Origin of the sequence: Aeromonas lusitana (assembly GCF_002812985.1) — a bacterium.
GTDB classification, from domain to species: Bacteria; Pseudomonadota; Gammaproteobacteria; order Enterobacterales; family Aeromonadaceae; genus Aeromonas; species Aeromonas lusitana.
The window spans coordinates 1-24,068 of sequence record NZ_PGCP01000050.1 but is presented as its reverse complement, the minus strand read 5'-3'; the positions used below and the strand labels follow the sequence as shown (position 1 = coordinate 24,068).

Sequence of the window (24,068 nt, the reverse complement as noted above, 5' to 3'; positions counted from 1 at the left end):
ATGAGCCCCTATCGCGCCGTCATCGGCCTCGCTGGCCACGTGGATCACGGTAAGACCCTGCTGATCCAGGCCCTCACCGGCATCATCACCGCCCGCGCCCACGAGCAGGCCATCGGTATGACCCAGGATCTCGGCTTCGCCCACTTCGACGACGGACAGGGCAACACCATAGGGGTCATCGACGTGCCCGGCCACGAGCGCTATGTGCGCAACATGGTGGCCGGGCTCTGGAGCCTGGATCTGGTGCTGCTGGTCATCGCCGCCGACGAGGGCTGGATGCCCATGACCGGCGATCACCTGCGCCTGCTCAAAGCCATGGGGGTGCCGCGCCTGCTGGTCTGCATCAACAAGTGCGATCTGGTGAGCACTGATGAACTGGCGCTGCTGGAAGAAGCCCTGCTGGAGCGGGTGATGGACGAGAGCGGCATGGTGCCGGACATCGTCTGCGTCAGCGCCAAGAGTGGCGAGAATATCGAAGTCCTGCACGCCGCCATCGTCCACCAGCTGGCGGATGTGGCAGACGGGCAAGCCGCCCGCGAGCAGCAGGCCCCCCGCCTCTATGTGGACAGGGTCTTCACCGCCAGCGGTACAGGCACTGTGCTTACCGGCACCCTACAACGGGGGCAACTCAAGGTGGGAGACAAGCTGCGGCTCTACCCCGCCGGCCGTGAGGTACAGATACGTTCCCTGCAGGCCTATCACCACAGCGTCGATGAGATTGGCGCCGTCTGCCGGGTGGCGGTGGGCCTTAAAAAAGTGCCCCACAAGGAGGTGGCCCGCGGTCACTGCCTCAGCCATAGCCAGGGCGCGTGTCAGGCGGCAACCCACCTGATCGTGCGGCTGGAACCCAGCGGCCAGATGCTAAGCAGCCACTCCCTTCGCAACCAGGAGGTGGAGGTGGCGCTCGGCAGCTGGCACGGCCGGGCCCGCTTTGTACCGATCAAAGAGGTGCCGATTAAAGAGGCGTCGATAAAAGAGATGCCCATCAAGGAGACCCGACTGGCCAGGCTTATCTTTGCCAGCCCCGTTCCCTGCTTCTTCGGCCAGCCGCTGGCCATCATTCGCCACGGCAGCAGCGAACTGTTGCACGGCGCCCGCATCCTCTGGTGCGGCGACATTCATCCCGCCAGACGCAAGGCACTGCACACCCTGCTGTGCGAGTTGCCGGGCGATCTCGCTGGCGTCAATCCCGCCACCCTGCAGCTGGGGCTCGATGGCTATGCCCTCGCCAGCCACTTTACCGAGCCGCCCTCCGGCACAGTGCAGGATGGGGACTGGCTCCTGAACTCCGCTTGGCTCATGGATACCCGCGCCGCGCTGCTGACCGCGCTAACGCAGCAGCCGATGAGCGCCGCCGAGCTGGCCGACAAGCTGCGTATCCCGCTGGCCCTCACCCAATGCTTGCTGTTGCGACTCAAAGAAGAGCAGCAGATCCGCCTGCACCACGAGAAGTGGCAGCTTGGCAACGGCGAGTCGGAAGATGAGCTGGGAGAAGAGGCGCGCCTGGTACTCAAACTGGTGCGAGATCAAGGCAAGGAGGGATATGAGCCCGGTAAACTGGGCCCCGGCGGCGTGGCCATAGACCCTGTGCTCCAGCTCACCCTGCCTCAGGGGTTGCGGCAAAAAGGCGCGCTGCAAAAGCAGCTGCGCAACCTGGCGCGGCTCACCTATCTGGTACAGCTGGAAGGGCCCATCTACTACGATGCCGAACTCTATGACCATATGGTACAGGCCGTGCTGGCAAGCCAGCGGGTGGGGGATCTGATCGACATGAGTGCATTCAAGGCCATCACCGGGCTGTCGCGCAAATACGCCATTCCGTTTTGTCTACGCATGGAGATGGACGGTTGGCTGCGGCGCGAAGAGAACGACCGGCGGGTGCTACGCCTGCCCCCTTGCGCGCAGCTGGCAGACAGACAGTTCGCAGAGGGCGAGGTGGTATGACAGCACAAGCGGCCCCAATGACTCACTCATCACCAACTACCCCTGAGCCTGCCTCGCTGCGCCGCGAGCTTCACCTCGATGGCATAGTGCAGGGGGTCGGCTTTCGCCCCTTCGTCTATGGCCTGGCGCTCTCCCATCGCCTCACCGGCTATGTGCTCAACGATGCCAACGGCGTCACCATAGGGGTGCAAGGCAGCCCGGCCCAGTTGGCAGACTTTACCCACGAGCTACGGGAACTGGCTCCACCGCTGAGCCGTATCGATAGCTTTGGTGCGCGGGAACTCCCCCTTGATGACGACCCCGACTTTGACGGCACCTTTCATATCAGGGCCAGCCAGCAGCAGAGCGCGGCCACGGTCGCCATCTCACCGGATCAGGGGATGTGCGAGGCCTGCGCCCGGGACATAACCAACCCGGCGGATCGCCACCACCGCTACCCCTTCACCAACTGCACCCACTGCGGCCCACGCTACAGCATTATCCGCCGCCTCCCCTACGACAGGCCCCACACCGCCATGGCGGGTTTCACCATGTGCCCGAACTGCGCTCGCGCCTATGAGGACCCGCTGGATCGGCGTTACCACGCCCAGCCGGTAAGCTGCCCGGATTGCGGGCCTCAGTTGACCTGGCGCAATGGCGAAGGTCAGGGGTTGGCCAACCGAGACGCGGCATTGCAACAGGCCGCCAGTGCCCTGCAGGAAGGGGCGCTTATCGCGGTCAAGGGAATGGGGGGTTATCACCTGATGTGCGACGCCCGAAATGAATCGGCGGTTGCCCGACTGCGCGTGCTCAAGCGGCGAGCCCGCAAGCCTCTGGCGGTGATGATGGGATCCCTCGACGAAGCTAAGTTGCATGTGGAGGGCGGCGAGGCCGAGTGGGCCCTGCTGCGCTCCCAGCCACGCCCCATCACCCTGCTGCGCAAGCGGGCAGCCGATCCTGGTACGATCCCCCTCGCCGAAGGGATAGCCCCCGGCATCCCCTATCTCGGCGTCATGCTGCCCTACACCCCGCTCCATCAACTGCTGCTGGAGTCCTGTGCCATCCCCCTGGTCGCCACCAGCGCCAATGCCCGTGGCAGCCCCATTCTGATTGAGTGCGAGGCCGTAATTGCCGAGCTTGGCGCCGAGATAGACGGCATCCTGGATCACGATCGCCCCATCTTGCATCCCTGCGATGACAGCCTGGTGCAGTGGGCGGGCGGGCGGCGCCAGACCCTGCGCCTCGCCCGGGGTTATGCCCCCTGTACCCCCAGTCTGAAAACAGCGATCGGGCAACCCGTGCTGGCGGTGGGCGCCCAACAGAAGAATCAACTGGCGCTCGCCTTCGGTCGCCAGCGGATCTACAGCCCCTATATCGGGGACCTGCACAGCCTGCCGATGCAGCAGCACTTCGAGCAGACGCTCGACACTTTCTGTGGCCTCTACGACCTCAAGCCCAAGACGCTTGTGTCGGACCGCCATCCCGGCTATCTCAGCCATCAGTGGGCCAAAGACTACTGCGCCACAGAGGGGGCGAGCCACCTCGAGGTGCAGCACCACCATGCCCATCTGCTGGGAGTGATGGCCGAGCATGACATCAGGGGGCCAGTGCTGGGTGTTGCCTTCGACGGCACCGGCCTCGGGGATGACGGCACCCTCTGGGGCGGCGAGTTGCTGATCGCCGACATAAAGGGCTTCGAGCGAGTGGCGCACCTCAAGCCATTTCGGCTGATCGGGGGCGAGGCCGCCATCCGCGAGCCGGTGCGCCAGCTGCTAGGCCTGCTGTTTGAATCCCATACTCCCGATGAGATCAGCGCCCTCGATCTTCCCGTGATAAGCCAAATGCCCGTAGAGCGGCTCAATAACCTGCACCAGCTGTGGCGCCTGGGTCGCAACGCCCCCCATACCAGCTCCATGGGTCGGCTGTTCGATGCCGTGGCCGCCCTCTTGGGCCTTGTCGACGAGCCCGATTACGAGGGCGAGGCGGGGCTCTTGCTGGACGCGGCGGCCCTGCGACTCGCCCCGGATGCCGAGCCCTGGCCGCTCACATTCTCGCTGACCGAGCCGGCCGGCGGCCCCCTGCTGATCGACTGGGCGCCGCTGCTTGCCGAGCTGCTCAGGCAGCGCCATAAGGTAGATACAGCCAGCTTGGCCGCCGGTTTTATCCGCGCCATCGTTGAGCTTATCGCCACCCTTGCCGAGCGCTTCCCCGCCTACCCGGTGGTACTGGGGGGCGGCGTCTTCCAGAACCGCGTGCTGATGGACCAGCTCATCCCCCGCCTCGAGAGCGCCGGGCGCGAAGTCTTGACCAGCGAGATCTTGCCGCTCAACGACGGCGGCATAGCCGCTGGCCAGCTCTGGTTTGCCATCCATCATCTTGCGGAGCCAGGGCCGGCCGCCCTGCCCGCCGTGTCGGAGTCCTGATATGTGCCTTTCCATTCCCTCCCAGGTGGTGCAACTGCACCCCGAAGATAACTGCGTCACCGTCGATACCCTGGGGGTGCAACGCCGGGTCAGCTGCATGCTGCTCGAAGATCCCCTGGCCCTGGGGGACTATGTGCTGCTCCACATCGGCTTCGTGATGAGCAAGATTGACGAAGAAGAAGCCCAGGCAAGCCTGGAGAGCTTCCGTCAGATGGTGGCCCTGATGCCTGAGCAGGACATCTTGCCATGCTGCGCCTGAGCGATCTGTTTCAGGGTTTTCGTGAGCCCCAAGTGATCCGCGCCCTCGCCGCCCAAATCCACGCACTGGCCAAGGAGCTTCCTGAGCCCCTGCGGGTGATGGAGGTGTGCGGCGGTCATACCCACACCATCATGAAGTACGGCCTGCCCCAGCTGCTGCCGGACAGCATCGAATTCGTTCACGGCCCCGGCTGCCCGGTCTGCGTGATGCCCAAAGAACGCATCGATCAGGCCATGGAGCTGGCTAGAGAGCCGAACGTCATCCTGGTGACCCTGGGAGACATGATACGGGTGCCGGGCTCCAAGGGATCCTTGGCCCAGCAGCGGGCCAAAGGCAGCGACATTCGCCCCGTCTATGACCCCCTCGATGCCCTGTGCATCGCGAAGGAGAACCCCGATAAGACAGTTGTGTTCTTCGCCATCGGGTTCGAGACATCCACCCCCATGACAGCGGCGCTGCTGGCGGCCGCCGACGCAACCGGGGTAAACAATTTACTGTTTCATATCAACCATGTGCTGGTGCCCCCCGCCATTCACGCCGTGATGGCCGACGGGGTCGCCAAGGTCAACGCCTTTATCGGCCCCTCCCACGTTAGCGTCATCACAGGGGCCGACATCTATCTGCCGATCGTCGAGCGCTACCGGGTGCCCGTAGTGGTGAGCGGCTTCGAGCCGGTGGACGTGATGGAGGCGCTCCTGATGATGGTACGCCAGAAGGTGGAGGGGCGCTGCGCGCTGGAAGTTCAATACAGCCGCGCCGTGACAGCCAGCGGCAACCGCGCGGCCCAGCGACTGGTCGACCAATATTTTGAGACCCGAGAGCACTTTCGCTGGCGCGGGCTCGGCGACATCAACGCCTCAGCCCTGCGCCTGAGGGACGCCTTTGCAGAGCGCGATGCGGAGCGTCACTTTGCCCTCAGTCAGACCCCCATCGACGATCACAAGGCTTGCCAGTGCGCGGATATCCTGCGCGGGCTCGCCAAGCCGAGCCAGTGCAAGGTCTTTGGCCGGGGCTGCACCCCGACCCAGCCTATGGGCAGTTGCATGGTGAGCTCGGAGGGGGCCTGCAACGCCTACTACCGCTATATGGGGATCCAGTCAGCATGAGAGACATTCAGTTAAGCCGCGGTGCCTGGATGGTGCCTGGAGATAAACCCGTTTGCTTCTGTCACATGTCGGAGTCCCAATCCAGATGAGAGAAATTCAACTTAGCCACGGCGGCGGCGGTGTGGAGATGAGCCAGCTGATCAACCAGCTGTTCTTCCACCATTTTGGCAACGAGATCCTGCTGCGCGGTGAAGATGCAGCCCTGCTGCCGGTCACCGGCCCCATCGCCTTCACCACCGACAGTTTCACCGTCTCGCCGCTCTTCTTCGCCGGTGGTGACATCGGCAAGCTCGCCATCGCCGGCACCGTCAACGATCTCGCCATGATGGGCGCCAAACCCGAGTATTTGAGCTGCAGCTTTATCATCGAGGAGGGCGTTCCCTACGCCGATCTCGCCCGCATCGTCGAATCCATGGCGTTGGAGCTCACCAAGAGCGGAGCCCGCATCGTCTGCGGCGACACCAAGGTGGTGCCGAGGGGCGCAGCGGACAAGCTGTTTATCAACACCAGCGGGGTCGGCAGCTTCCCCCTGCCCGAACAGAGCCGTGGCATCTCGGTGCGAAACCTCCAGGCCGGTGACGCCATCCTGGTGTCGCGGGATATCGGCAGCCACGGCGCCTGCATCCTGATGGCCCGGGACGCACTGCAGCTCGGATCGGATCTTAAAAGCGACTGCACCACCCTCTGGCCCCAGGTGGAGGCGCTGCTCCAGGCGGACATTCGCCCCCACGCCCTGCGCGATGCCACCCGGGGCGGCCTCGCCGCCGTGCTCAACGAGTGGAGCACGGCTTCCCAGGTTTCTATCGAGTTGGAGGAGTCCGCTATCCCGGTGTGCGACCCGGTGCGCGGCCTGTGCGAGCTCTACGGCTTCGAGCCTTATGATCTCGCCAACGAGGGCACCATGGTGCTGGGCCTGCCCGCGAAGCAAGCGCAAGACGCACTGGCGTTGCTGCGAACATTCAACCCGACCGCCTGCCAGATAGGTGTGGTGAAGGAGAGCGCCAAACACAAGGTGATCCTCAATAACCCCTGGGGCAGCCGCCGCTATCTGGAGCTGCCCCAGGGTGAGCTGCTGCCTCGGATCTGCTGAGCCATGACCCATTACATCAAGGAGTGCTGAACATGCACGAAATGTCTCTGGCCATGGCGGCCATCGATCTGGCGGCCGAGCAGGCCAGCCAGCGCGGCTTTAGCAAGGTCACCGCCATCTGGTTGGAGGTCGGCAGCTTCTCCTGCGTCGACCCGGACACCATAGCGTTCTGTTTCGAGGCCGCCGCCAAGGGCACCGCCGTCGAGGGTGCCAGCCTGCATTTTCAGCACCAGAGTGCCGAGGGCTGGTGTTACGACTGCAGCAAGACGGTGGCCCTCACCGAGCGCGGCCAGGCCTGCCCCGAGTGTGGCGGATACAAATTACGAGTCGCGCAGGGGGACAGCCTGCGCATCACCGACATCGAGGTAAGTTGATATGTGTAGCGTATGCGGATGCGGCCAGGCGCGCGTTGCCGGCCAGGACCATCACCACGAGCATGATCACCATCACGATCATCTCCATGAACATGGGCATGACCATCATCATGAGCATGAACACGGCCACCATCATGGTCATCATCACTCCCATGGCCCTGCACAGGAGCAGGGGGCGGCCAGGACGGTGATCATCCATCATCACCATCACTACCACCATCAGGGGGATGTGCATCACCACTACCACGGCATGGTCCCTGACGCTCAGGCCGCTCAGCCAGACACCCGGGTTCATGGTCATTCCCACGGCCACAAACATGGCTACCAGCATGGCCATCAGCACGAGCATCATCACGCCACCGACCATGGCCATCATCATGCCCATGACCACAACCATGAACATGAACATGAACATGAACATGAACATGAACATGAACATGAACATGAACATCAGCAGGCTGATCTGCACTACGGCAAGGGGGAAGCCGGGCTGTCGGTGCCGGGCCTGGGTCAGCGCCAGCTGATCGCCATCGAGATGGATGTGCTGGCCAAGAACAATGCCCTTGCCGCCCACAATCGCGATCACTTCGAGGCCACCTGCCAGCTGGTGTTGAACCTGGTGTCGAGCCCGGGCTCGGGCAAGACCACCTTGCTGTGCGAGACCCTGCGCCGCCTCGAAGGACAGCGTCCCTGCGCCGTCATCGAGGGGGATCAGCAGACAAGCAGCGATGCAGATCGCATCCGTACCACCGGAGTGCCCGCCATCCAGATCAACACCGGCAAGGGCTGCCACCTGGATGCCAAGATGGTGCACGACGCCTACCACCAGCTGCCCGTGCAGGAAGGGGGGATTCTCTTTATCGAAAACGTGGGTAACCTGGTCTGCCCCGCCAGCTTCGATCTCGGCGAGAAGTACAAGGTTGCCATCCTCTCGGCAACAGAAGGGGAGGAGAAACCCCTGAAATACCCGGACATGTTCGCCGCCGCCCAGCTGATGATCATCAACAAGACGGACTTGCTGCCTCATGTGCGCTTCGACGTCGAGCGCTGCATCGAGAACGCCAAGCGGGTAAACCCCTATATCCAGGTGATCCAGCTGAGCGCCACCACGGGCGAAGGGATGGACGCCTGGCTGAACTGGCTGGCAAGCGCCTGAGAAAGGTGTCGCACCAAGGTCTCGGCAGGCTGCGCTAGAGATAGCCCTCCACTGGGCTGGATAACAAGAGAGGGAGGCACTGGCCTCCCTCTTTTTTTAACTAAAACAGCAGAAAATGCTCAGGCAGCATCGTTTGACAGCATGTTTGGCACATCATAGCCCCTCTCACCGAAGTGGATCACGCGGTGACACACCTGATGCAGCAGCGCCTGCTGGTGGCTGAATACCAGCATGCCTAGCCCGCGGCTCTCGCACTCGCGCATCAGCTCCTGCCAGAGCTGACGCTGGATGCGGGGATCGAGCTGAGCGGTCACTTCGTCGGCAATAAGGAGCCGGGTTCTGGGATCCAGCGCCCGCAGCAGGGCGATGCGGGCCAGCTCGCCGCCGGAGAGCTGACCCGGCTTGCGGCTGAGCCACTCCGGGTTCACCAGAAAACGCGCCAGCATGGCCTCGTCCGGGCGCCAGACATCCCAGAGCGCCTGACCGGTACTGCGGCGTGGGTTGAAACAAAGCTCAGGGTGCTGGGGGATCAGCTGCACCGGGTTGTAGCCAGAGGTGGGCAGAGGCTTATCATCCAGCAGCACCTTGCCGCCATCAGGTAACGGCCGCCAGCCCGCCAGCACCCGCCCCAGAGTGGTCTTGCCATAACCGCTTGGCGCCGAGAGGCCGAGCCGCTCCCCCGCCTTGATCTTCAGGCTCAAACCCTGCCAGAGGGACCGATCCCCCTGATGGATAGCCAGATCCTGAACCTCGAACATCAGCACACCTCCGGCTTGGCAAATAACGAATGAAACTCCGGCAGGGCCTGCCAGTGGGCTCTCAGGGTCTCGCTGCCCTGCCCCGCCCTCAGCTGCTGGCAGCTCAGGCTGTCGCTCACCCGCCCCTGATGGAGCGCGACGATGCGATCGGCGAAGCGGGCCGCCAGCGCGAGATCATGGGTGACCCAGAGGATGCCGCTGCCCTCGCGGGCGAGCTCGCGCAGCTGGGTGAGCAACTGGCAGGCCAGGGGTTCATCGAGCCAGGCGGTGATCTCGTCCGCCAGGATATATCGCGCCCCGCTGAGCGCGGCGGCGCAGGCCAGGATGCGTTTCGCCATGCCGCCGGAGAGCTGGCGCGGGTAGTGAGTGAGAGTCTGCACCGGCAGCTGGTATCTCAGCAATTGCCGGCTGAGCTGCTCGCGCGAGCCGCTCTGGCCGCAGAGGCGGGCGGCGCGGCCGAGCTGGCGCTCCACCGTCAATAAAGGGTTGAGGGCGCTCACCCCTTGCGGTACATGGCAGAGGGTATGACCACGCAGCCGGGCCCGGCTCTCGTCACAGAGCGGCGCGCCGTCGAGGCTGATGGTGCCACCCATGCGCAGGTTGCCTGGCAGCAGGCTGAGGGCGCTTTGCAGCAGCAAGCTCTTGCCCTCACCGCTCCCCCCCACCAGCGCCACTATCTCGCCGGGGGCCAGTTGCAGATCTATGTCGCGCAGCAGGGGCTGCCAGCGACGGCGGCCCAGCCAGTTGTAGCGGGCGGCCTCTATGGTGACCTTATCGAAGCTCAGCATGGTTCACCCCCAAACCAGAGCTGTTGCAGGGTGCGGGTGGCCTGATCGAACAGCAGCGCCAGCGCCAACATCATGAAACGGAGGAAGAGCACCAGCCAGACTGTGCTGACGCCAGGTGGCGGTTTCAAATATCAGCATGGTTCACCCCCAAACCAGAGCTGCTGCAGGGCGCGGGTGGCCTGATCGAACAGCAATACCAGCAACAGCAGCATCAGACCGGGGAAGAGGGCCAGCCACCAGCCGCCCCCCGCCAGATAGCGCAGGGCGTCGGCCAGCAAGAGCCCGAGCGACGCCTCGTGGGCCGCGAGACCAAAGCCCAGAAAACTCAAGGCGGCGCTGTGCAGCACCGCATGGGGGAACATCAACAGAGTCCCGATAAACCACTGGGGCAAGAGCCCGGGCAGCAGATGGATACGCCAGCGTCCTAGCCCCCCCATCCCCTGACAGCGGGCCAGCACCACGTAGTCGCTGCTGGCGATGCGTCTGGCCTCGGCGCGCAGGATCAGCGCGAGTTTCGGCCAGTGGGTGAGCGCCACCGCCAGGATCACCCCGTGCAAGCCCCCGCCCACGGTGAAGCAGATGAGGATCAGCAGCAGCATGTGGGGCAGCGCCAGCATGGCGTCGATAACCAGACGCACCCCGGTGTCGAGCCTCGGGTGCACCAGACAGAGGCTGGCGGCCAGCATGGCCAGCAGGCCGCTGCACAGGGCCGTGCTGATGCCGAGCTCCAGGCTGGTGAGGGTGCCCTGGAAGGCACGCTGCCACAGATCCCGCCCCATCTGATCGGTACCAAACCAGTGAGCCATCGACGGCCCCTGCTGGCGAGCCAGCAAGTCCATGGGCACCTCCTGCCCCGCCAGGTGCCAGCCATAACCGGCAAGGAGCAGCAGGCAGCTCAGGGCGAAGGCGAGGCGCAGCAGGGAGGGCAGCGGATTAAACAGCATGGCGTTCTCCCCAGCCCAGGTTGATGCGAGCGAGCAGCAGACGCGCCACCGTGTTGCCGAGAAACACCAGCAGGGTGCAAAACAGCACTATGCCCATCAGCAGGGGTATGTCCCCACGCAGTCCCGCATCCACGGTCGCCTGACCGAGTCCCGGGTAGGAGAACACCTTCTCCGCCAAAAGCGAGCCACCGATCAACTCGCCAAGGGAGGCGAATTGCAGGCAGAGGGCCGGGGTCAGGGCGTGGCGCAGCACGTGGAAACGCAGCATGGGCCAGCCGCCGTCCCCTTGGGCGCGGGCGTAGCGGATAAAGTCGCTCTCCAGTACCTCGGCCACCCGCCCCCGGGTGTGCAGGGCTATGTTGCCCATCCCGAGCAGAGCCAGGGTCGTCACCGGCAGCACCAGATGGCGCGCCCGCATGGCCCAGTCCACCTGATCGGCACCGAGACCCGGCTCCCAGGCGCAGCAGACCGGCAACAAGGGCCAGTGCACCGCAAACAGGGCCAGCAACAAGAGACCGACCCAGAAGGTGGGCAGGGAGGCGAGCAGGTAAGCGAGGCGGCAGATGAGCCTGTCCGGCCAGCGGTTGAGATAGCGACCGGCACAGAGCCCCAACAAGACACCGAGGGCGCCGGACAGCAGCCAGGCCCCCGCCAGCAGCGCAAAGGAAGCCGCAAAGCGCTGCCCTATCACCTGGGATACGGGTGCGTTGTAGAGCATGGAGTAGCCGAGATCCCCCTGCAGCACCCGCCCGAACCAGTGCCAGTAGCGCAGCCAGAGGGGCTGATCCAGCCCCCAGCGGGCGGCAATCCTGGCGTACTGCGCGGGCGGCACGTGTAGCAGATCGTTGCCGATATAGGCCTTGATAGGATCGATAGGGGAGTGACTCAGCAGCACGAAGCAGGCGAGCGACACCAGCACGAGCAGCCCGGCCAGTCGCAGCAGGGTCTTGCCCGTTGTCTTGACCAGCATCCAGCGGTTGGTGCTTAACGGCACGTCCACCGCCATTCCTGCAGGTTGTTCAGCAGGGACCAGCTACCATGGATCTCGGGCGCCCCCTTGCCAAGATCGACGCAGGCATTGGCCAGATAGGTGTGCTGCACATTGAGCAACCAGGCCCAGGCGGCATCCCCCTGTACCCCGGCCCCGGTCTTGCCGTCCCACTCCACCTGTTGCCAGAAGGGCACGGCCGCCTGCCAGTTCGGGGCATCCAGCGCCTGCTTGAGGTGGGCATCCACGGCGGCATTGCGGTAGTAACCCGGGTTGTAGAACTCCACCCCGGCGGCGCCGCTCTGGTAGTGGTGATAGAGCTCCATGGGATCCAGACTCCCCCACCCCATCATCACAGGGTTGGCGTGCATGGCCCGCTCCACCTGCTCCCAGCTGCCGGATTTGAGGCTCACGTCCAGGCCAAGGGGTTTGAGCATGGCCCGCACCGCTTCGGCCAGATCCCGCCGGGTGCTGTCCCCGCTGGTGTACCAGAGGGTGAAGGCGGCGCGCAGATCGCCCTTGTGGCGCACCCCGTCGCTGCCCATCTTCCAGCCCGCCTGATCGAGCAAGGCATTGGCATGGGCCAGATCCCCGTCCTTGAAGGCGATATTCTTGCCCTGCCACGGCAGCCCCTGCACCGCGCTGTAGGCGGGAATGGCATGGCCTTCCAGCAGTTGATCCGCCAGCAGCTTGCGGTCGATGGCGTAGTTGATGGCCCGGCGCACCGCCACATCCGAGGTGACGTCGTTGCCGATCGGGTTGCCCTTCGCATCATCTTTGCCTGCCGGGGGAATGGGGAAGACGATGCCCCGGTTCTCCACGCTCGGGCGTACCCAGAGTTTCACCGACGCAGGTACGGTGGGCGCCAGGGAGGGGGGAATGCGCACCACGTCGAGCTGGCCGCTTTGAGCGGCGGCATAGGCGCTCTCCTCGTCGATAAAGACGAACACCAGCCGCTTGAAGTCGTTGCTGCCACCGGCGTAATAGGGGTTGGCCTCCACCACCAGCTGTTGCCCCGGCAGGTAGCTCACCAGTCGATAGGGACCGGCGCCGATGGGTTGCTGGGCATAGCGCTTGGGATCGTAATCTCGCGCCGAGACTATCCCTAAGGAGCCCAGCACATTGACGAAGGTGCTCTGGGGGGCGCTTAAGGTGATGGCCACCTGCAGCGGGGAGTTCACCTTGGCCGCCACGAAGTTGCCCATGTCGATCTTGCCCCCCTCCTTGGCCGCACGGTTGTAGGTGAAGGCCACGTCTTCGGCGGTGAGCGGCGCGCCGTTGGAGAACTTCAGGTCTGGCTTGAGGGTGATGAGCCAGCCCTTGCCATCCTTGCTCGGCACCACGGACTCGGCCAGCAGGTTCTGCCAGCTGAGATCGGCGTTTTGTTTGAGCAGCGGGCTGTGCAGCAGCAGGTAACTGCCATGGCTCCAGCCGAGCAGAGGGTCAAACCCTTCGGTGGGCTCGGCTCCGATGGCGAGCTTGAGTTCGGCGGGCACGGCCTGGGTGGCCTTAGCCCCAGTACTCGTCAGCAGGGTCAGCAACAGGGCCGCCCCAAGGGGTTTCAGGGTCATACATGTCCTCGTCTCGGTTTGCCACTCTGGATGAGAAAAGGTGGCCATCAATAGAAGCGAATGTGGGGCCGGAAGGGCCCCATCTCTTTTTTGCCTATGCAGGCAAATCAATCGGCAAGCTAGCGCGTGCTTGCGCCAAACAGCCGCCGGCGGCCCAGATCCACGGCCCCAGCCCCGCCCTGCTGCACGGGCAGGGAGAGCAGCATCTTGTGCACGCTGCCCACCAGGGCCACCCCTTCCTTCGCACTCAGGTGCGGGTCCAGCGGCGACATCAGGGAGCAGGAGAGCAATTGCCCGAGCTCGGGCAGTTCCCCCACCATGAAGGTCAGGTTGCCGCAGGGCAGTTGCAACGCGAGGCGCTCGCCACTGCGATCCGGCCAGCACTGATCCGGCCCGGGCAACACCACCACGCTCAGCATCCAGGGGGTGAGCACCACCCCGAGCCACTGTTCCTCATACAGGTCGCACTCGGCCAGGATGGGCATGTCGGCGTGGTAGAAGGGCAGGTTGCACATCTGCTCGCGGGCGATGCGCTCATACTGCTCCACCAGCCGAGATGCGGGGTTGGTCGCAAATCCGGCTCTGTTTTGCGCTATTTCATGCTCCATTTTCAGCACAACATCCTGCTGAACATTCAAATGGGATTGTGCCATGCTGCCTCCCGTTCCGTTTTTGTGAGGGGAATGGCCGGGCAACCAAGCTCGGCCAACAGGGTCAGGATCCGCGCCTTGGCCTCGATCATCGCCGCGGCCACCACAGGGGTGAGGCCGATGCGGGGCTCGAGAGACAGGGGCTCGACCCCGACCAGGGTGAGCCGTCTTGGGGACTCCCCGGTCAGTTGCAGGGCCGAGAGCACGTCCGCCAGCCCGAGCTGATGGGGGGAGATCTTGCGGCCAAACAGCGCCGGGATCTCCTCGTCCTCCAGGGTAACGACTGTGCCGGGCGGATTGGCGCTCAACACCGCATCCGCCACTATGATGTGGTCGCGACTCGCCATCGCTTCGAGCAGCTCCATGCCGGCGGTGCCACCGTCCAGCAGCTCGATGCCGGGGGCGAAGCGGTATTCCCGCTCCAGCGCCTCGACGATGCGCACGCCGACCGCCTCATCGCTCAGCAAGAGATTGCCCACGCCTAGGATCAGGGTGTTCATCACAGCACCTTCACCCGAGTCACGTCGCCGCTCTGGGTATCCACCACGTGGACCGCGCAGGACATGCAGGGGTCGAACGAGTGGATGGTGCGCACCACTTCCAGCGGCTTGGCGGGATCCGCCACCGGGGTGCCCACCAGAGACTGCTCGTAGGGGCCGGGCTCGTCGTTGAAGTTGCGTGGACCCGAGTTCCAGGTTGACGGCACCACCGCCTGGTAGTTCTCAATCTTGCCCCCCTTGATGACCACCCAGTGGGAGAGCATGCCCCGCGGCGCCTCCTCGAAGCCCACCCCGCGAAACTCCTTGTCTGCCGGGATCTCGGCCTTGATGTAGGCGGTTACATCCCCCTTGCCGATGTTGTCGATGAGCGCCTGCCATTGATGGTACAAGGTGTCTTTGAGCACACAGCAACGCACAGAGCGGCCTATGATGCGGCCCAGGGTGGAGTGCAACTGCTCCGTCTTGATGGCAGAACCTGTCAGGGCCTGATAGATGCCGTTCAACTGCTTGAAATGCGCCACCGTGCCCGGGTGCATGGCCGCGAGCTTCACCAGCAGGTCCGCGAGCGGCCCCACTTCCACCACCTTGCCGTAGAAGGTGGGGGATTTGACCCAGGAGTACTTGCCGTCGTCCTGCCAGCCGGTGTAGTCCGGCTCCGTCTTCCCCTCCCAGGGCTTGAGGGGCTCGTCGTCCTTGTACCAGGCGTGCTTGTTGCTCTCGGCGATGCCGTCCATCAGCCAGGCATCCTGATGACTGTCGATGGGGCGATAATTCGCCAGATCGCCGTTCTCGATATAGCCCCCCGGCAGCAGGAAGCTGCCACCCTCCCCGTCGGTGGGGAGCTCGGGCACACTCAGGTAGTGCTTGGCCCCCTGCCCCAGCGCCAGCCACTCGGGATAGTGGGCGGCTATGATGGCCGCATCCACCTTGTAGACCTGCTCGATGAACTCGCCGAGCCGGTCGATAAAGCTTTTCACATAAAGCAAACGCTCGAGGTTGAGCACGCTCGGGGCGTCCAGGTTGATGGGGTTGGCCACCCCGCCCACCGCCAGGTTCTGGATGTGCGGCGACTTGCCCCCCAGGATGGCGACGATGCGGTTGGCATCGCGCTGGCACTCCAGGGCTTGCAGGTAGTGGGCCACGGCGATGAGGTTCACCTCAGGGCTCAGCTTCATGGCCTTGTGACCCCAGTAGCCATTGGCGAAGATGCCGAGCTGACCGCTCGCCACCAGGGCGCGGATCTTGCCCTGCACCTTGGTGAGCTCGTCGGCGCTGTTGAGGGACCAGGTCGATACCCCCTTGAGCATGTCTGACGCCTTCTGGGGGTTGGCCTCGAGGGCCGCCGTGATGTCCACCCAGTCCAGGGCGGAGAGCTGATAGAAGTGGACTATGTGATCGTGGATGTTGTGGGCCGCGATGATGAGGTTGCGGATGTACTGGGCATTGACCGGCACCTTGGCGCCGATGGCGTTCTCCACCGCCCGCACCGAGGCGATGGCATGGATGGAGGTACAGACCCCGCAGATGCGCTGCACTATCATCCAGGCGTCGCGCGGATCGTTGCCCTTGAGGATCTCCTCCATCCCGCGCCACATGGTGCCGGATGACCAGGCCTTGGTGACGACGCCACCGTCAATTTCGCAGTCGATACGCAGGTGACCCTCGATACGGGTGATGGGGTCTATGGTGATACGTTGGCTCATACGTTGGCTTTCCCTCGGGCCTGATAATCTTGGTGAACACGTTCAAGCGATGGCAACACCGGCAAGAGCCGGATCAGCAGCAGATAGGCACAGACCTCGATGGCGACGAAGCCAAGGGAGATGAGCACCTCTTCGGCACTGGGGAAGTAGTGATAGCCATTGCCGGGGTTGAAGGCGAGCAGGGAGTAGTCCAGTCGCCAGAGGGCGGCGCCCAGCAGCATGCTGAGGGCCCCCAGGAACAACATGCGGGAATCCCGGCGGCTCTTGTCCCAATGGAACACCAGCAGCGGGAAGATCATCAGCGCTATCTCGCTCCAGAACATGACGGCGTAGCGGTTGAAGTCCGAGAGGTACGCCGATTTGTCGTTGATGACGATCTCCGCAAAGCGCAGGGCCACGAACAGGATCAGGAAGATGTCGATCACCTGGGTCAGCTTGTAGAACAGCGGCTTCTCGTTGGGGCCCCGCCCCGCGAGCCCGGCCTGTACCAGGGATCCTTCAAACACCACAATGGAGAAGCCCATGATGAAGGCGGTCAGCAAGGAGAAGACCGGCAGCAGCTCATAGCTCTGCCAGAGCGGATGTATCTTCTCCCCCGCCACTATCATCAGGGAGCCCATGGAGGACTGGTGCATGGTGGGCAGCAGGGCCCCGAGGGCCAGAATGAAGAACATGATCTTGTTGAGCCGCACTATGGTGCTTTTCCAACCCAGCTTCTCCAGCAGCACGGGGGCGAACTCCAGCACCATGACCCCGATGTAGATGGTCATGCACACCGCCGTCTCGAACAAGACGGAGGAGGTATTGAAGTGACCCGGCAGGTAGAAATAAGGCAGGTTCCAGTAGCGGCCCACGTCTATGGTGATGGAGAGACCGCCAAGGGAGTAGCCAAACAGGCTGGCCAAGAGCGCCGGTCGCACCAGGGGGTGATACTCGCCCCGGTTGAAGACATACACCGCCCAGGCCAGGGCCCAGCCACCGCAGGCAAACCCAGTCCCGATCAAGAGATCAAACGAGATCCAGAGCCCCCAGGGGTAGCCCCCGTTGAGATCCGTGACCGAGCCCAGGCCGAAGATGAGGCGCTTGAGAATAAACATGCCGCACAGCAGGGCGAAGGGGGCCAGCACCAGCACGGGCCAGCTGACCAGCTTGCCGCCAAGCGGACGGGCCTTGTGTTCACTCATGATCCTTGCCTCCCGTCTGTTTGCCTTGATCCTGCGGTTTGCCCTGGTCGTGCTCATCCCCCTGATCGTGGCGCTTGGCATTGCGGCGGATCAGCACGGACAAGCCGGTCAGCACCACCATGGGCAGCACCATCCCCTTGTAGAGGGTGTGCTGGATATGTTCCGAGCGGGCGCCGGAGGAGAGCTCGGGCAAGTCAGGCATGTCCAGCTTGGTGTAAGGCACACCGGCCAGCACCAGCACCTGGGTGCCGCCCCCTTCCTTCTCCCCGTACACATAAGGCTGATAGTTGGGTACCTGATGGCGGTAGGGATCCTTGGCGGTGAGGGTCTGGCGCGGGTAGGCGTATTCGCTGCCCGGGGTCGCCAGCAGACGGCGTTTGGCTTCGGCCATCAGATCCTCGCGGCTGCCGAAGATGACGGCACCCGTGGGGCAGACCTCGACGCAACCGGGCAGCTTGCCCTGATCGATCCGTTCAAGCCCTTTCTGGTTGCACAGCTCGCACTTGTGGATGGCGCCAAACGGATTGTCGTAGTCGTATTTGGGTACATCGAACGGGCAGCCCACCATACAGTAGCGACAACCGGTGCAGACGTCCGGGTTGTAGTGGACTATGCCGGTCTTGGGATCCTTGCGCAGGGCCTGCACCGGACAGACGGAGACGCAATTGGGATCCACGCAGTGCATGCACTGCTTCTTGATGTAGGCATAGCCATCCACCAGCTGATCCTTGTGCTCCCCGCTGCCGCTCTTCCACACCTGAATAATGTTGTTGGTGTAAGGGGTCAGCTTGTCATTGTTGGACCAGGTCTGGGCGCCGGCCGGGTTGAGCTCGTTGCCGTTGAGACGCTGGCACTCCGCCACGCAGGCCTGGCAGCCGACGCAGAGGGTGGAGTCATAGAGCATGCCGAGCGCACCCGGAATGGGCGGCTTGTTCTTGGCCGCCGCCATGGCTGTGCCCGGCACAGCCGCACCCGCCGCCAGCGCACTGGCGGAGGCGAATTTGAGGAAGTTGCGTCTGTTCACGGTCACTCCTCCCGTGAGGTGTGCTGCCCGGCTTCGTGCCGTTTCTGCTGACGACCGAGTTCACGCACCGTCATCAGGCTCACCCCCACCAGCACTCCGAGGGCGCCGCCGATGAGGCCACTGGCGGTCGGCGTGATGTGCCCCCCTTCCTGGATGGCCACGTCGGGTTTCTCGACCCGCGGAGTGGGATTCTCCACCTTGGCCAGCTGGAAGATCCCCTTGCTGAAACCCACACCCTGCTCGTTGCAGCCGTAGCAGGGGTGGCCTATGCCCACCGGCCAGATGCCGCCGCCCACGTCGCAAAATTCCAGGGTCGAGCAGTTGCCGTAGGTCTCGGGCCCCTTGCAGCCGAGGTGATAGAGACACCAACCCTGGCGGTGGCCTTCGTCGCCAAACTCCTTGGCGAAACGCCCAGCATCGAAGTGCGGACGACGCTCGCAGTTCTCGTGGATGAGGCGCTCATAGGCAAACAGCGGGCGTTTCTTGGCATCGAGGGCCGGCAACTTGCCGTAGGTGATGTAGTAGGCGACCGTGGTGAGGAAGTTGTGGGGGTTGGGCGGGCAGCCCGGGATATTGATGATGGGAGTACCGATATTGCCTAGGGCCTCTTCCAGGCTGACGGCACCGGTCGGGTTGCTGCCACTGGCCGGCACCCCGCCCCAGGACGAGCAGGAGCCGATAGCGATGACGGCGGCTGCGTCCGCAGCGGCGCGGCGGATATGGTCGACGATGGGCTCGCCGGCCACCATGCAATAGATGCCGCCATCCTTGAGGGGAATGGAGCCATCCACCACCAGCACATACTTGCCTTTATAGCGCTCGATGGCGTTGTGCTTGTTCTCTTCCGCCTGATGACCAAAGGCCGCCGAGAGTACCTCGTGGTACTCGAGCGAAATGGTGTTGAGGATCAGGTTCTCTATGGTGGGGTGAGTGGCGCGCAGCAGCGACTCGGTACAACCGGTACACTCCTGCGCCCCAATCCAGATCACCGGAGGCCGCTGTGGGCTGGTGAGCGCAGTGGCCATCTTGGCCACTGCATTCTGACTTAACCCCAGGGTTGCGGCCATCCCGGCACACAATTTCATAAAATCACGGCGATTAATTCCATGAGCCGATAAAAAATTATCCGCGACCATTCGTCTTATTCCCGTCAGTGAGCATTATTTGAAAAATGCTTAATTGCGGAAATGCTATGCCTCCTCCCCCCCCCTTATGTTGATCTCCATCAAGTCCGGGGACATTAGCCGACGAGAAAACTCATCATTAAAAATAAAAAAACCATACACAGCAATAGCTTATCGAAAATCATTCTCAACTAACAAATACCCATTAGGGGTTATTAATTGACCGACTGGAATTTAAAACATTTAAACTTCGGCTCATATCCTGAGTGTATTCATCAAAACAAAAGCGCTGTCACAGAATCATTCCTCTGCAGCTGATATTGGGTATTTGTAAACGGATAGAATTAATTTTAGGGGCGAGAGGGAAGAACCAGGCGGAAAAAATGACAAAGCCGGGGAGCATTTATTAATCAAGATGCCAGATTGAGGATCGACACCTGTATGCCGCTACATCTGATGCCCGCTTGCTCAGACGATACTCTGTGCAGAATACCACCAACACCCTTCTCCCCAACGCCCAGTAACAATCAGCACCCTAGGAGAAGAAGCGTATGCTGGCTATACGTCCACTATTGCGTAATGCTGAGTATAAAAACACCGGCAGGAGCCGGTGTAAAAATGAGCTAAAGTGGGACCTAAAACATAACTAAATCAATCATGATTCGGCTAAATACTTAATTTAAGACGTGTATTTATCCATGATATATCTCTTTATTTTATTTGCATTATCTAATGGGAAATCATATTTTACACCATCTTTAATAATCTGATATCCAGAAAGGGCACTGTCATCATCTGAATTCAAATTCAACTGATACCCATCATTATTTACTTTGTTATATGTTTTTATTTCATAAAAATAAGGATATTTAACACCATTACTTATATATTCAACATTCCATCTTAGAAGTACAGCAACATTTCTTTCTTTATTCACAGAAACAAAAAAAACAGACATTAATTCCACTGGTGCATCTGAATAATAGAATGTATCAACTAAAATATTTTTCACTCCACTTGGACTATCGTATTCAAGATGAAATTCGATATCTCTTTCATCTGATGTTTTCTGAAAACAAATAGTTCCATTGTTAAAGTTACTATCTTTGAATGGCCCTTGCACAAGGCTATTAGCATTATCACCACATGCATAGGCTAGTGGTGATGATAAAAAAACAAAAAAGACTAGGCATCTCACAAGCGCTCTAACCATGTTAATTACCTCCGGCCAACTCATCTTCTATTAATTTAGCTTCACCTTCACGACGATTCCTTAACCCTCGCTGATTCTCCCACAATCTTTTCATACTTCTCAACCTACTGGGAATATTTTCCACATTACCTTTTGATAGATCATCACCGATTTCTCTCATTTCACGGCGGCTATCTATTAAATCTCCAGGCTTAGGTTTCTTTAATGATGGCCCTCGATTATAAACCAATGACAACATAGCTCCAGCGCTATCAGGAAGTAGATTTATAGCTTGAGGGTAGGTATCGACAACAATCTGAGAATATCTCTCTTTTAAAACCATTGCCATATTTAAAGCTTTATCTTTATCAATTTTGATGTCAGAAAGTGCATGAACTGAGGCCCGAGCAGTATCACCTTTTTTACCAATAGCTGTTAGTAATCGTTCAACCTGCGATGCAGTATAATAATCACTTAATAAAGCTCGTGCAGATTCAGATTTCTGCTGCCCTAAATCGTATCCATAGCCAATGGTAATACCACTCGACTGATCTCCAGCGGGGACATATGGCTTAGGCATGTATGCCTCCCAAGACAATATAAACTCTGCAGACTTCTTAGATATTCGATATATCCCAAGAGTGGTATTAAAATCAATTGTATCTCCAACTGCTTGCCGCCCAGTGACTAATGACGTCATTCCCAAAAAGGACATATGAAAAACTTCTTTATCAAGATTCAACTTGGTAGCGCTCTGCATCCACTCCAGCTTATCGATGCGCTGTTTTTCGTGATCCACCAGTTTGTCAAAATCGGGTAAGCCAATTTTAGCCATCAACTTGTCCAGCCACAGATAACTGCTGGCGGAAGATTTCTCATACCACTCGCTGGGGTGCTTGACGATAAGTTTGTTCAGCTGCTCTCTATTACCGCTGTTTTGCAAGGCAGCCTGGAGCTCTTTGCTGTCAAGCTCTCCACTCTTATCGGTATCGAAGCTGTTGACCAGATCGGTAAAGAATGTTGGCGGCGCCTCGGGATCCAGATAGCCATCAGAGCCTGACCCATCGACCTTTTTAAAGCCGATCTTCAGCCAGTCGTGCTGGCTCAGCAGCTCCACTTGCTCTTTTTTGACGTATTTACCAGATGAGGTGCCAGCCCACTCCTGCTTTGCCGCATCTTTCTCTATTTTGGGAGATTCAACCAGTTCCTCCAGACTCTTGCCACCGGTCGCCACCCACTGATCTTTACCGCCCTGCTTTTTCTTCTCATGCAAGACGAGATCCGCAGGTACCTTGGCATAGGTGGACCCCCCCTTGGTGCCCGCCTTGTTGGCCAGCACGTCGTCAAGACGAGGATCCTGAGTGAAGAGTTCGAGATGCACCTGATGCTTGCTCTCTTTTCCCCCGATGAGGGAGCCCGGCGTTTCCACCAGGCCGAAGTATCCTATTGTCTCGCTCGCGGCGATGACGACGGGGGATGGCAACACATAGAGCTCGCCGAGATGGGTAGGAGGAAGCGTATTTGCCTTAATATATTTGTCTTCGACGCACACCCAGGCGACACCACAACTACCGGGCGCAGTGTCCACACTCGGCGTCACATATTTGCATCTGGCCATCTTGCGCGCCTTGTCGCCATCCCAATGGAATTCGAGTTGGTGCGCATCATACTGCAACTTGGTGCCGGCAGGCAGAGAAACACTTCTCTTTCCCACCACCGGACGACCTGTAGGCCCATCAACTCCAGGATCCGCACGGCCAATCATATTGGTCAGCAGTTCAGCTTCTATTTGATCAAATAGCCAGGTTGGCACATTGGGCTTGATAAAGGTCACTGCATCCGGGCTATTGGCTATCCAGACCAAACTCCCTTGATTGGCCAATACTCCCGCCTTCTCCGCCTCTTTCATTTGGGCACTGGAAAGCTTGCTCTTGATGATGACCTTGATGAAGTCATACTCCTTACCCCCTACACTTCCCTTTTGGGATGGTGTACTGCTGTCCATCTCCAGCTCGGTATCCTTGGGCAACGCGAAACGAGGTAAGGCCGCATCGGCACCTTGCTGCTCGGCATCGGGGTTGGCGTGAGGAACGGAATTGCGCGCATTCCAGCCCTTTTTCAGTACCAGCTTCTCGGCGGTCTGATATTTGCTCCATGGCAGCAGATGCATGTAGAGCGAATAGAAGGTGAATTCGTTTTTCGCCTTGGTCTCTGCATTGATTTCACAATATTCGTGCTGCACCAGGCAGAAGCAGTTGGAATAGCGCAGGGATTCCCCCTGGAATTCGGAGGTCAGGTAATCCTCCATCATCCGAAATGCCACTACTTTGCCATCGGCGATGGCCCTGACAGGATATTTATCCTTGCACCAGGGGGCACTCTGATCGCTGATATGAATGCCGCCGTGCCACTTGTTGTGATTACCGAGCAGATAATGGCCGGACTTCTCACCGTTGATCAACGCAGTCAATGCCTTGACGTCTTTAAACTCTTCCCCTGCCGCGGTGAGGATGGGAAATGCAAACTTCATGCTGCGTCCTTATTCAGAAAAGAGGTAGAAGGCCTTGGGCTTCTTCTCTACAGGCTCCTGCTCCTTGAGCAGCGCCTCCATTGCCTTCTCGGTGGGAATGGCCTTGAGCAGCTCCACCGCGTCGGGGGCTTTGACCACTTCCACGGCCTTGGGGACCACGGGAGCCTTGCCTGCCCAACCTGAGCCAGAGCCAGCGCTGCCACCGGCGTTGAGCTTGATGGCTGGACCCACCAACTTGATGCCACTCGGGTCCACTTTCACGAAGCTGCCACCCCCCTTGAGGGTGATCTCGGCTCCTGCCTCCAGCACCAGCTTGTCACCCACCTTGATGTGCACCTCCTGACCGGCCTGCACCAGCAAAGATTGCCCGAGCTTCTGATGCAGGGACGCATCAACGGTGAGCGACAGGTCGCCCTTGATGTGATCCCGCTTCTCGCCGTTCACGGTGAGATGGTCATTGGCATTGATCCGGGTCACCCGCTCATTGTCGATGTCCCTGTGCTCGTCGTGCTTGATGTGCCAGGCCGCATCGTTTTCGATGAGCAGGTTGAGATCCTTCTGACCGTGGATGTAGATCTCTTCCTTGCCCGCCTGATCCTCGAATCTCAGCTCGTTGAAGCCCTCCCCCTGGTGAGTCTCGGTACGCAGCACGGTACGGGTCTTGTTGGCTGGCAACTCATAAGGCGGCCGGTTGGTGGCGTGATAGGTGCGCCCTGTGATGATGGGCTGGTCCGGATCCCCTTCCAAGAAACTCACTATGACCTCGTGGCCGATGCGCGGG

Annotated in this window: 22 protein-coding genes and 1 pseudogene; 7 read left to right on the top strand and 16 right to left on the bottom strand. The window is 60.8% G+C overall.

All coding sequences use genetic code 11. The annotated features are described in order from the left end of the window. The 6 genes from CUC44_RS20415 to hypA all read left to right on the top strand — a co-directional run bounded on the left by CUC44_RS20415 (position 1) and on the right by hypA (position 7,175). Entirely contained in the window at positions 1 to 1,944 is a 1,944-nt protein-coding gene (locus tag CUC44_RS20415) for a selenocysteine-specific translation elongation factor (RefSeq protein ID WP_100861688.1), read from the top strand. Further along, a complete protein-coding gene (hypF, locus tag CUC44_RS20410; RefSeq protein WP_100861687.1) occupies positions 1,941 to 4,346 on the top strand; it encodes a carbamoyltransferase HypF in 2,406 nt (801 codons plus the stop codon). Before CUC44_RS20415 ends, hypF begins: the two co-directional genes overlap by 4 nt. 1 nt (position 4,347) lies before the next feature. After that, positions 4,348 to 4,605 (top strand): HypC/HybG/HupF family hydrogenase formation chaperone, encoded by a 258-nt coding sequence (locus tag CUC44_RS20405; RefSeq protein ID WP_100861686.1) that lies wholly within the window; start codon positions 4,348 to 4,350, stop codon positions 4,603 to 4,605. After that, positions 4,593 to 5,711 carry a hydrogenase formation protein HypD gene (gene hypD / locus CUC44_RS20400; protein ID WP_100861685.1) on the top strand — a complete coding sequence of 373 codons (1,119 nt, stop codon included), beginning with the start codon at positions 4,593 to 4,595 and terminating at the stop codon, positions 5,709 to 5,711. Before CUC44_RS20405 ends, hypD begins: the two co-directional genes overlap by 13 nt. Positions 5,712 to 5,796: 85 nt before the next feature. Then, positions 5,797 to 6,801, top strand: coding sequence for a hydrogenase expression/formation protein HypE (gene hypE, locus CUC44_RS20395; RefSeq protein ID WP_100861684.1), 1,005 nt, complete (start codon positions 5,797 to 5,799; stop codon positions 6,799 to 6,801). A 32-nt stretch (positions 6,802 to 6,833) separates the two neighbouring features. Continuing rightward, the gene (hypA, locus tag CUC44_RS20390; RefSeq protein WP_100861683.1) at positions 6,834 to 7,175 is read left to right on the top strand and encodes a hydrogenase maturation nickel metallochaperone HypA; all 342 of its coding nucleotides are present in this window, start codon (positions 6,834 to 6,836) and stop codon (positions 7,173 to 7,175) included. Here the strand turns inward: hypA and CUC44_RS21500 are convergent. Next, positions 7,153 to 7,584, bottom strand: coding sequence for a hypothetical protein (locus tag CUC44_RS21500; protein WP_482746746.1), 432 nt, complete (start codon positions 7,582 to 7,584; stop codon positions 7,153 to 7,155). The genes hypA and CUC44_RS21500 overlap by 23 nt on opposite strands. On the opposite strand from CUC44_RS21500, the pseudogene hypB reads away from it, so the two are divergent. Further along, a pseudogene (hypB, locus tag CUC44_RS20385) lies at positions 7,546 to 8,331 on the top strand (hydrogenase nickel incorporation protein HypB); the annotation flags it as partial. The gene CUC44_RS21500 and the pseudogene hypB overlap by 39 nt on opposite strands. Positions 8,332 to 8,450: 119 nt before the next feature. Here hypB and CUC44_RS20380 read toward each other — a convergent pair. The 15 genes from CUC44_RS20380 to CUC44_RS20315 form a co-directional block, all read right to left on the bottom strand. Next, positions 8,451 to 9,089 (bottom strand): ATP-binding cassette domain-containing protein, encoded by a 639-nt coding sequence (locus CUC44_RS20380; RefSeq protein ID WP_100861681.1) that lies wholly within the window; start codon positions 9,087 to 9,089, stop codon positions 8,451 to 8,453. After that, complete coding sequence (locus CUC44_RS20375) at positions 9,089 to 9,877, bottom strand: ATP-binding cassette domain-containing protein (RefSeq protein ID WP_100861680.1); 789 nt, start codon at positions 9,875 to 9,877, stop codon at positions 9,089 to 9,091. Before CUC44_RS20375 ends, CUC44_RS20380 begins: the two co-directional genes overlap by 1 nt. Beyond that, positions 9,871 to 10,005 carry a hypothetical protein gene (locus CUC44_RS21420; protein WP_279627844.1) on the bottom strand — a complete coding sequence of 45 codons (135 nt, stop codon included), beginning with the start codon at positions 10,003 to 10,005 and terminating at the stop codon, positions 9,871 to 9,873. The genes CUC44_RS20375 and CUC44_RS21420 overlap by 7 nt, the downstream gene beginning before the upstream one ends. A gap of 3 nt (positions 10,006 to 10,008) precedes the next feature. Next, positions 10,009 to 10,821, bottom strand: coding sequence for an ABC transporter permease (locus CUC44_RS20365; protein ID WP_100861679.1), 813 nt, complete (start codon positions 10,819 to 10,821; stop codon positions 10,009 to 10,011). Then, the gene (locus CUC44_RS20360; RefSeq protein ID WP_100861678.1) at positions 10,811 to 11,821 is read right to left on the bottom strand and encodes an ABC transporter permease; all 1,011 of its coding nucleotides are present in this window, start codon (positions 11,819 to 11,821) and stop codon (positions 10,811 to 10,813) included. Before CUC44_RS20360 ends, CUC44_RS20365 begins: the two co-directional genes overlap by 11 nt. Continuing rightward, a complete protein-coding gene (locus CUC44_RS20355) occupies positions 11,806 to 13,380 on the bottom strand; it encodes an ABC transporter substrate-binding protein (protein ID WP_100861677.1) in 1,575 nt (524 codons plus the stop codon). Before CUC44_RS20355 ends, CUC44_RS20360 begins: the two co-directional genes overlap by 16 nt. A 119-nt stretch (positions 13,381 to 13,499) precedes the next feature. Further along, on the bottom strand, positions 13,500 to 14,033 hold the full coding sequence (hybE, locus tag CUC44_RS20350) for a hydrogenase-2 assembly chaperone (protein WP_100861676.1): 534 nt from the start codon (positions 14,031 to 14,033) through the stop codon (positions 13,500 to 13,502). Beyond that, positions 14,015 to 14,530, bottom strand: coding sequence for a HyaD/HybD family hydrogenase maturation endopeptidase (locus CUC44_RS20345; RefSeq protein WP_100861675.1), 516 nt, complete (start codon positions 14,528 to 14,530; stop codon positions 14,015 to 14,017). Before CUC44_RS20345 ends, hybE begins: the two co-directional genes overlap by 19 nt. Beyond that, positions 14,530 to 16,233, bottom strand: coding sequence for a hydrogenase 2 large subunit (gene hybC, locus CUC44_RS20340; RefSeq protein ID WP_100861674.1), 1,704 nt, complete (start codon positions 16,231 to 16,233; stop codon positions 14,530 to 14,532). The genes CUC44_RS20345 and hybC overlap by 1 nt, the downstream gene beginning before the upstream one ends. Continuing rightward, on the bottom strand, positions 16,230 to 17,417 hold the full coding sequence (hybB, locus tag CUC44_RS20335; RefSeq protein ID WP_100861673.1) for a Ni/Fe-hydrogenase cytochrome b subunit: 1,188 nt from the start codon (positions 17,415 to 17,417) through the stop codon (positions 16,230 to 16,232). The genes hybC and hybB overlap by 4 nt, the downstream gene beginning before the upstream one ends. Beyond that, on the bottom strand, positions 17,410 to 18,441 hold the full coding sequence (gene hybA / locus CUC44_RS20330) for a hydrogenase 2 operon protein HybA (protein WP_100861672.1): 1,032 nt from the start codon (positions 18,439 to 18,441) through the stop codon (positions 17,410 to 17,412). The genes hybB and hybA overlap by 8 nt, the downstream gene beginning before the upstream one ends. 2 nt (positions 18,442 to 18,443) lie before the next feature. Beyond that, positions 18,444 to 19,577 (bottom strand): hydrogenase 2 small subunit, encoded by a 1,134-nt coding sequence (gene hybO, locus CUC44_RS20325; RefSeq protein ID WP_100861671.1) that lies wholly within the window; start codon positions 19,575 to 19,577, stop codon positions 18,444 to 18,446. A gap of 667 nt (positions 19,578 to 20,244) precedes the next feature. Continuing rightward, positions 20,245 to 20,778 (bottom strand): hypothetical protein, encoded by a 534-nt coding sequence (locus tag CUC44_RS21050; protein WP_157812813.1) that lies wholly within the window; start codon positions 20,776 to 20,778, stop codon positions 20,245 to 20,247. 1 nt (position 20,779) lies between these two features. Next, positions 20,780 to 23,287: a pesticin C-terminus-like muramidase gene (locus CUC44_RS21190; protein ID WP_208621097.1), complete on the bottom strand. Its 2,508-nt coding sequence runs from the start codon at positions 23,285 to 23,287 to the stop codon at positions 20,780 to 20,782. A 9-nt stretch (positions 23,288 to 23,296) separates the two neighbouring features. Next, positions 23,297 to 24,068, bottom strand: a 772-nt coding sequence (locus tag CUC44_RS20315; protein WP_425266332.1) for a type VI secretion system Vgr family protein, incomplete at its 5' end; no start/stop codon positions are given.

Excerpts from the sequence above, each read along its gene's own strand:
- hypD (WP_100861685.1), top strand. The coding sequence starts at position 4,593 with ATGCTGCGCCTGAGCGATCTGTTTCAGGGTTTTCGTGAGCCCCAAGTG.
- CUC44_RS20365 (WP_100861679.1), bottom strand. The coding sequence starts at position 10,821 with ATGCTGTTTAATCCGCTGCCCTCCCTGCTGCGCCTCGCCTTCGCCCTG.
- CUC44_RS20405 (WP_100861686.1), top strand. The coding sequence starts at position 4,348 with ATGTGCCTTTCCATTCCCTCCCAGGTGGTGCAACTGCACCCCGAAGAT.
- hybO (WP_100861671.1), bottom strand. The coding sequence starts at position 19,577 with ATGGTCGCGGATAATTTTTTATCGGCTCATGGAATTAATCGCCGTGAT.
- CUC44_RS20380 (WP_100861681.1), bottom strand. The coding sequence starts at position 9,089 with ATGTTCGAGGTTCAGGATCTGGCTATCCATCAGGGGGATCGGTCCCTC.
- hypE (WP_100861684.1), top strand. The coding sequence starts at position 5,797 with ATGAGAGAAATTCAACTTAGCCACGGCGGCGGCGGTGTGGAGATGAGC.
- hybB (WP_100861673.1), bottom strand. The coding sequence starts at position 17,417 with ATGAGTGAACACAAGGCCCGTCCGCTTGGCGGCAAGCTGGTCAGCTGG.
- CUC44_RS20375 (WP_100861680.1), bottom strand. The coding sequence starts at position 9,877 with ATGCTGAGCTTCGATAAGGTCACCATAGAGGCCGCCCGCTACAACTGG.
- CUC44_RS21190 (WP_208621097.1), bottom strand. The coding sequence starts at position 23,287 with ATGAAGTTTGCATTTCCCATCCTCACCGCGGCAGGGGAAGAGTTTAAA.
- hybC (WP_100861674.1), bottom strand. The coding sequence starts at position 16,233 with ATGAGCCAACGTATCACCATAGACCCCATCACCCGTATCGAGGGTCAC.
- CUC44_RS20355 (WP_100861677.1), bottom strand. The coding sequence starts at position 13,380 with ATGACCCTGAAACCCCTTGGGGCGGCCCTGTTGCTGACCCTGCTGACG.
- hypA (WP_100861683.1), top strand. The coding sequence starts at position 6,834 with ATGCACGAAATGTCTCTGGCCATGGCGGCCATCGATCTGGCGGCCGAG.
- CUC44_RS21050 (WP_157812813.1), bottom strand. The coding sequence starts at position 20,778 with ATGGTTAGAGCGCTTGTGAGATGCCTAGTCTTTTTTGTTTTTTTATCA.
- CUC44_RS21500 (WP_482746746.1), bottom strand. The coding sequence starts at position 7,584 with ATGTTCATGTTCATGGTTGTGGTCATGGGCATGATGATGGCCATGGTC.
- hypF (WP_100861687.1), top strand. The coding sequence starts at position 1,941 with ATGACAGCACAAGCGGCCCCAATGACTCACTCATCACCAACTACCCCT.
- hybE (WP_100861676.1), bottom strand. The coding sequence starts at position 14,033 with ATGGCACAATCCCATTTGAATGTTCAGCAGGATGTTGTGCTGAAAATG.
- CUC44_RS20345 (WP_100861675.1), bottom strand. The coding sequence starts at position 14,530 with ATGAACACCCTGATCCTAGGCGTGGGCAATCTCTTGCTGAGCGATGAG.
- CUC44_RS20415 (WP_100861688.1), top strand. The coding sequence starts at position 1 with ATGAGCCCCTATCGCGCCGTCATCGGCCTCGCTGGCCACGTGGATCAC.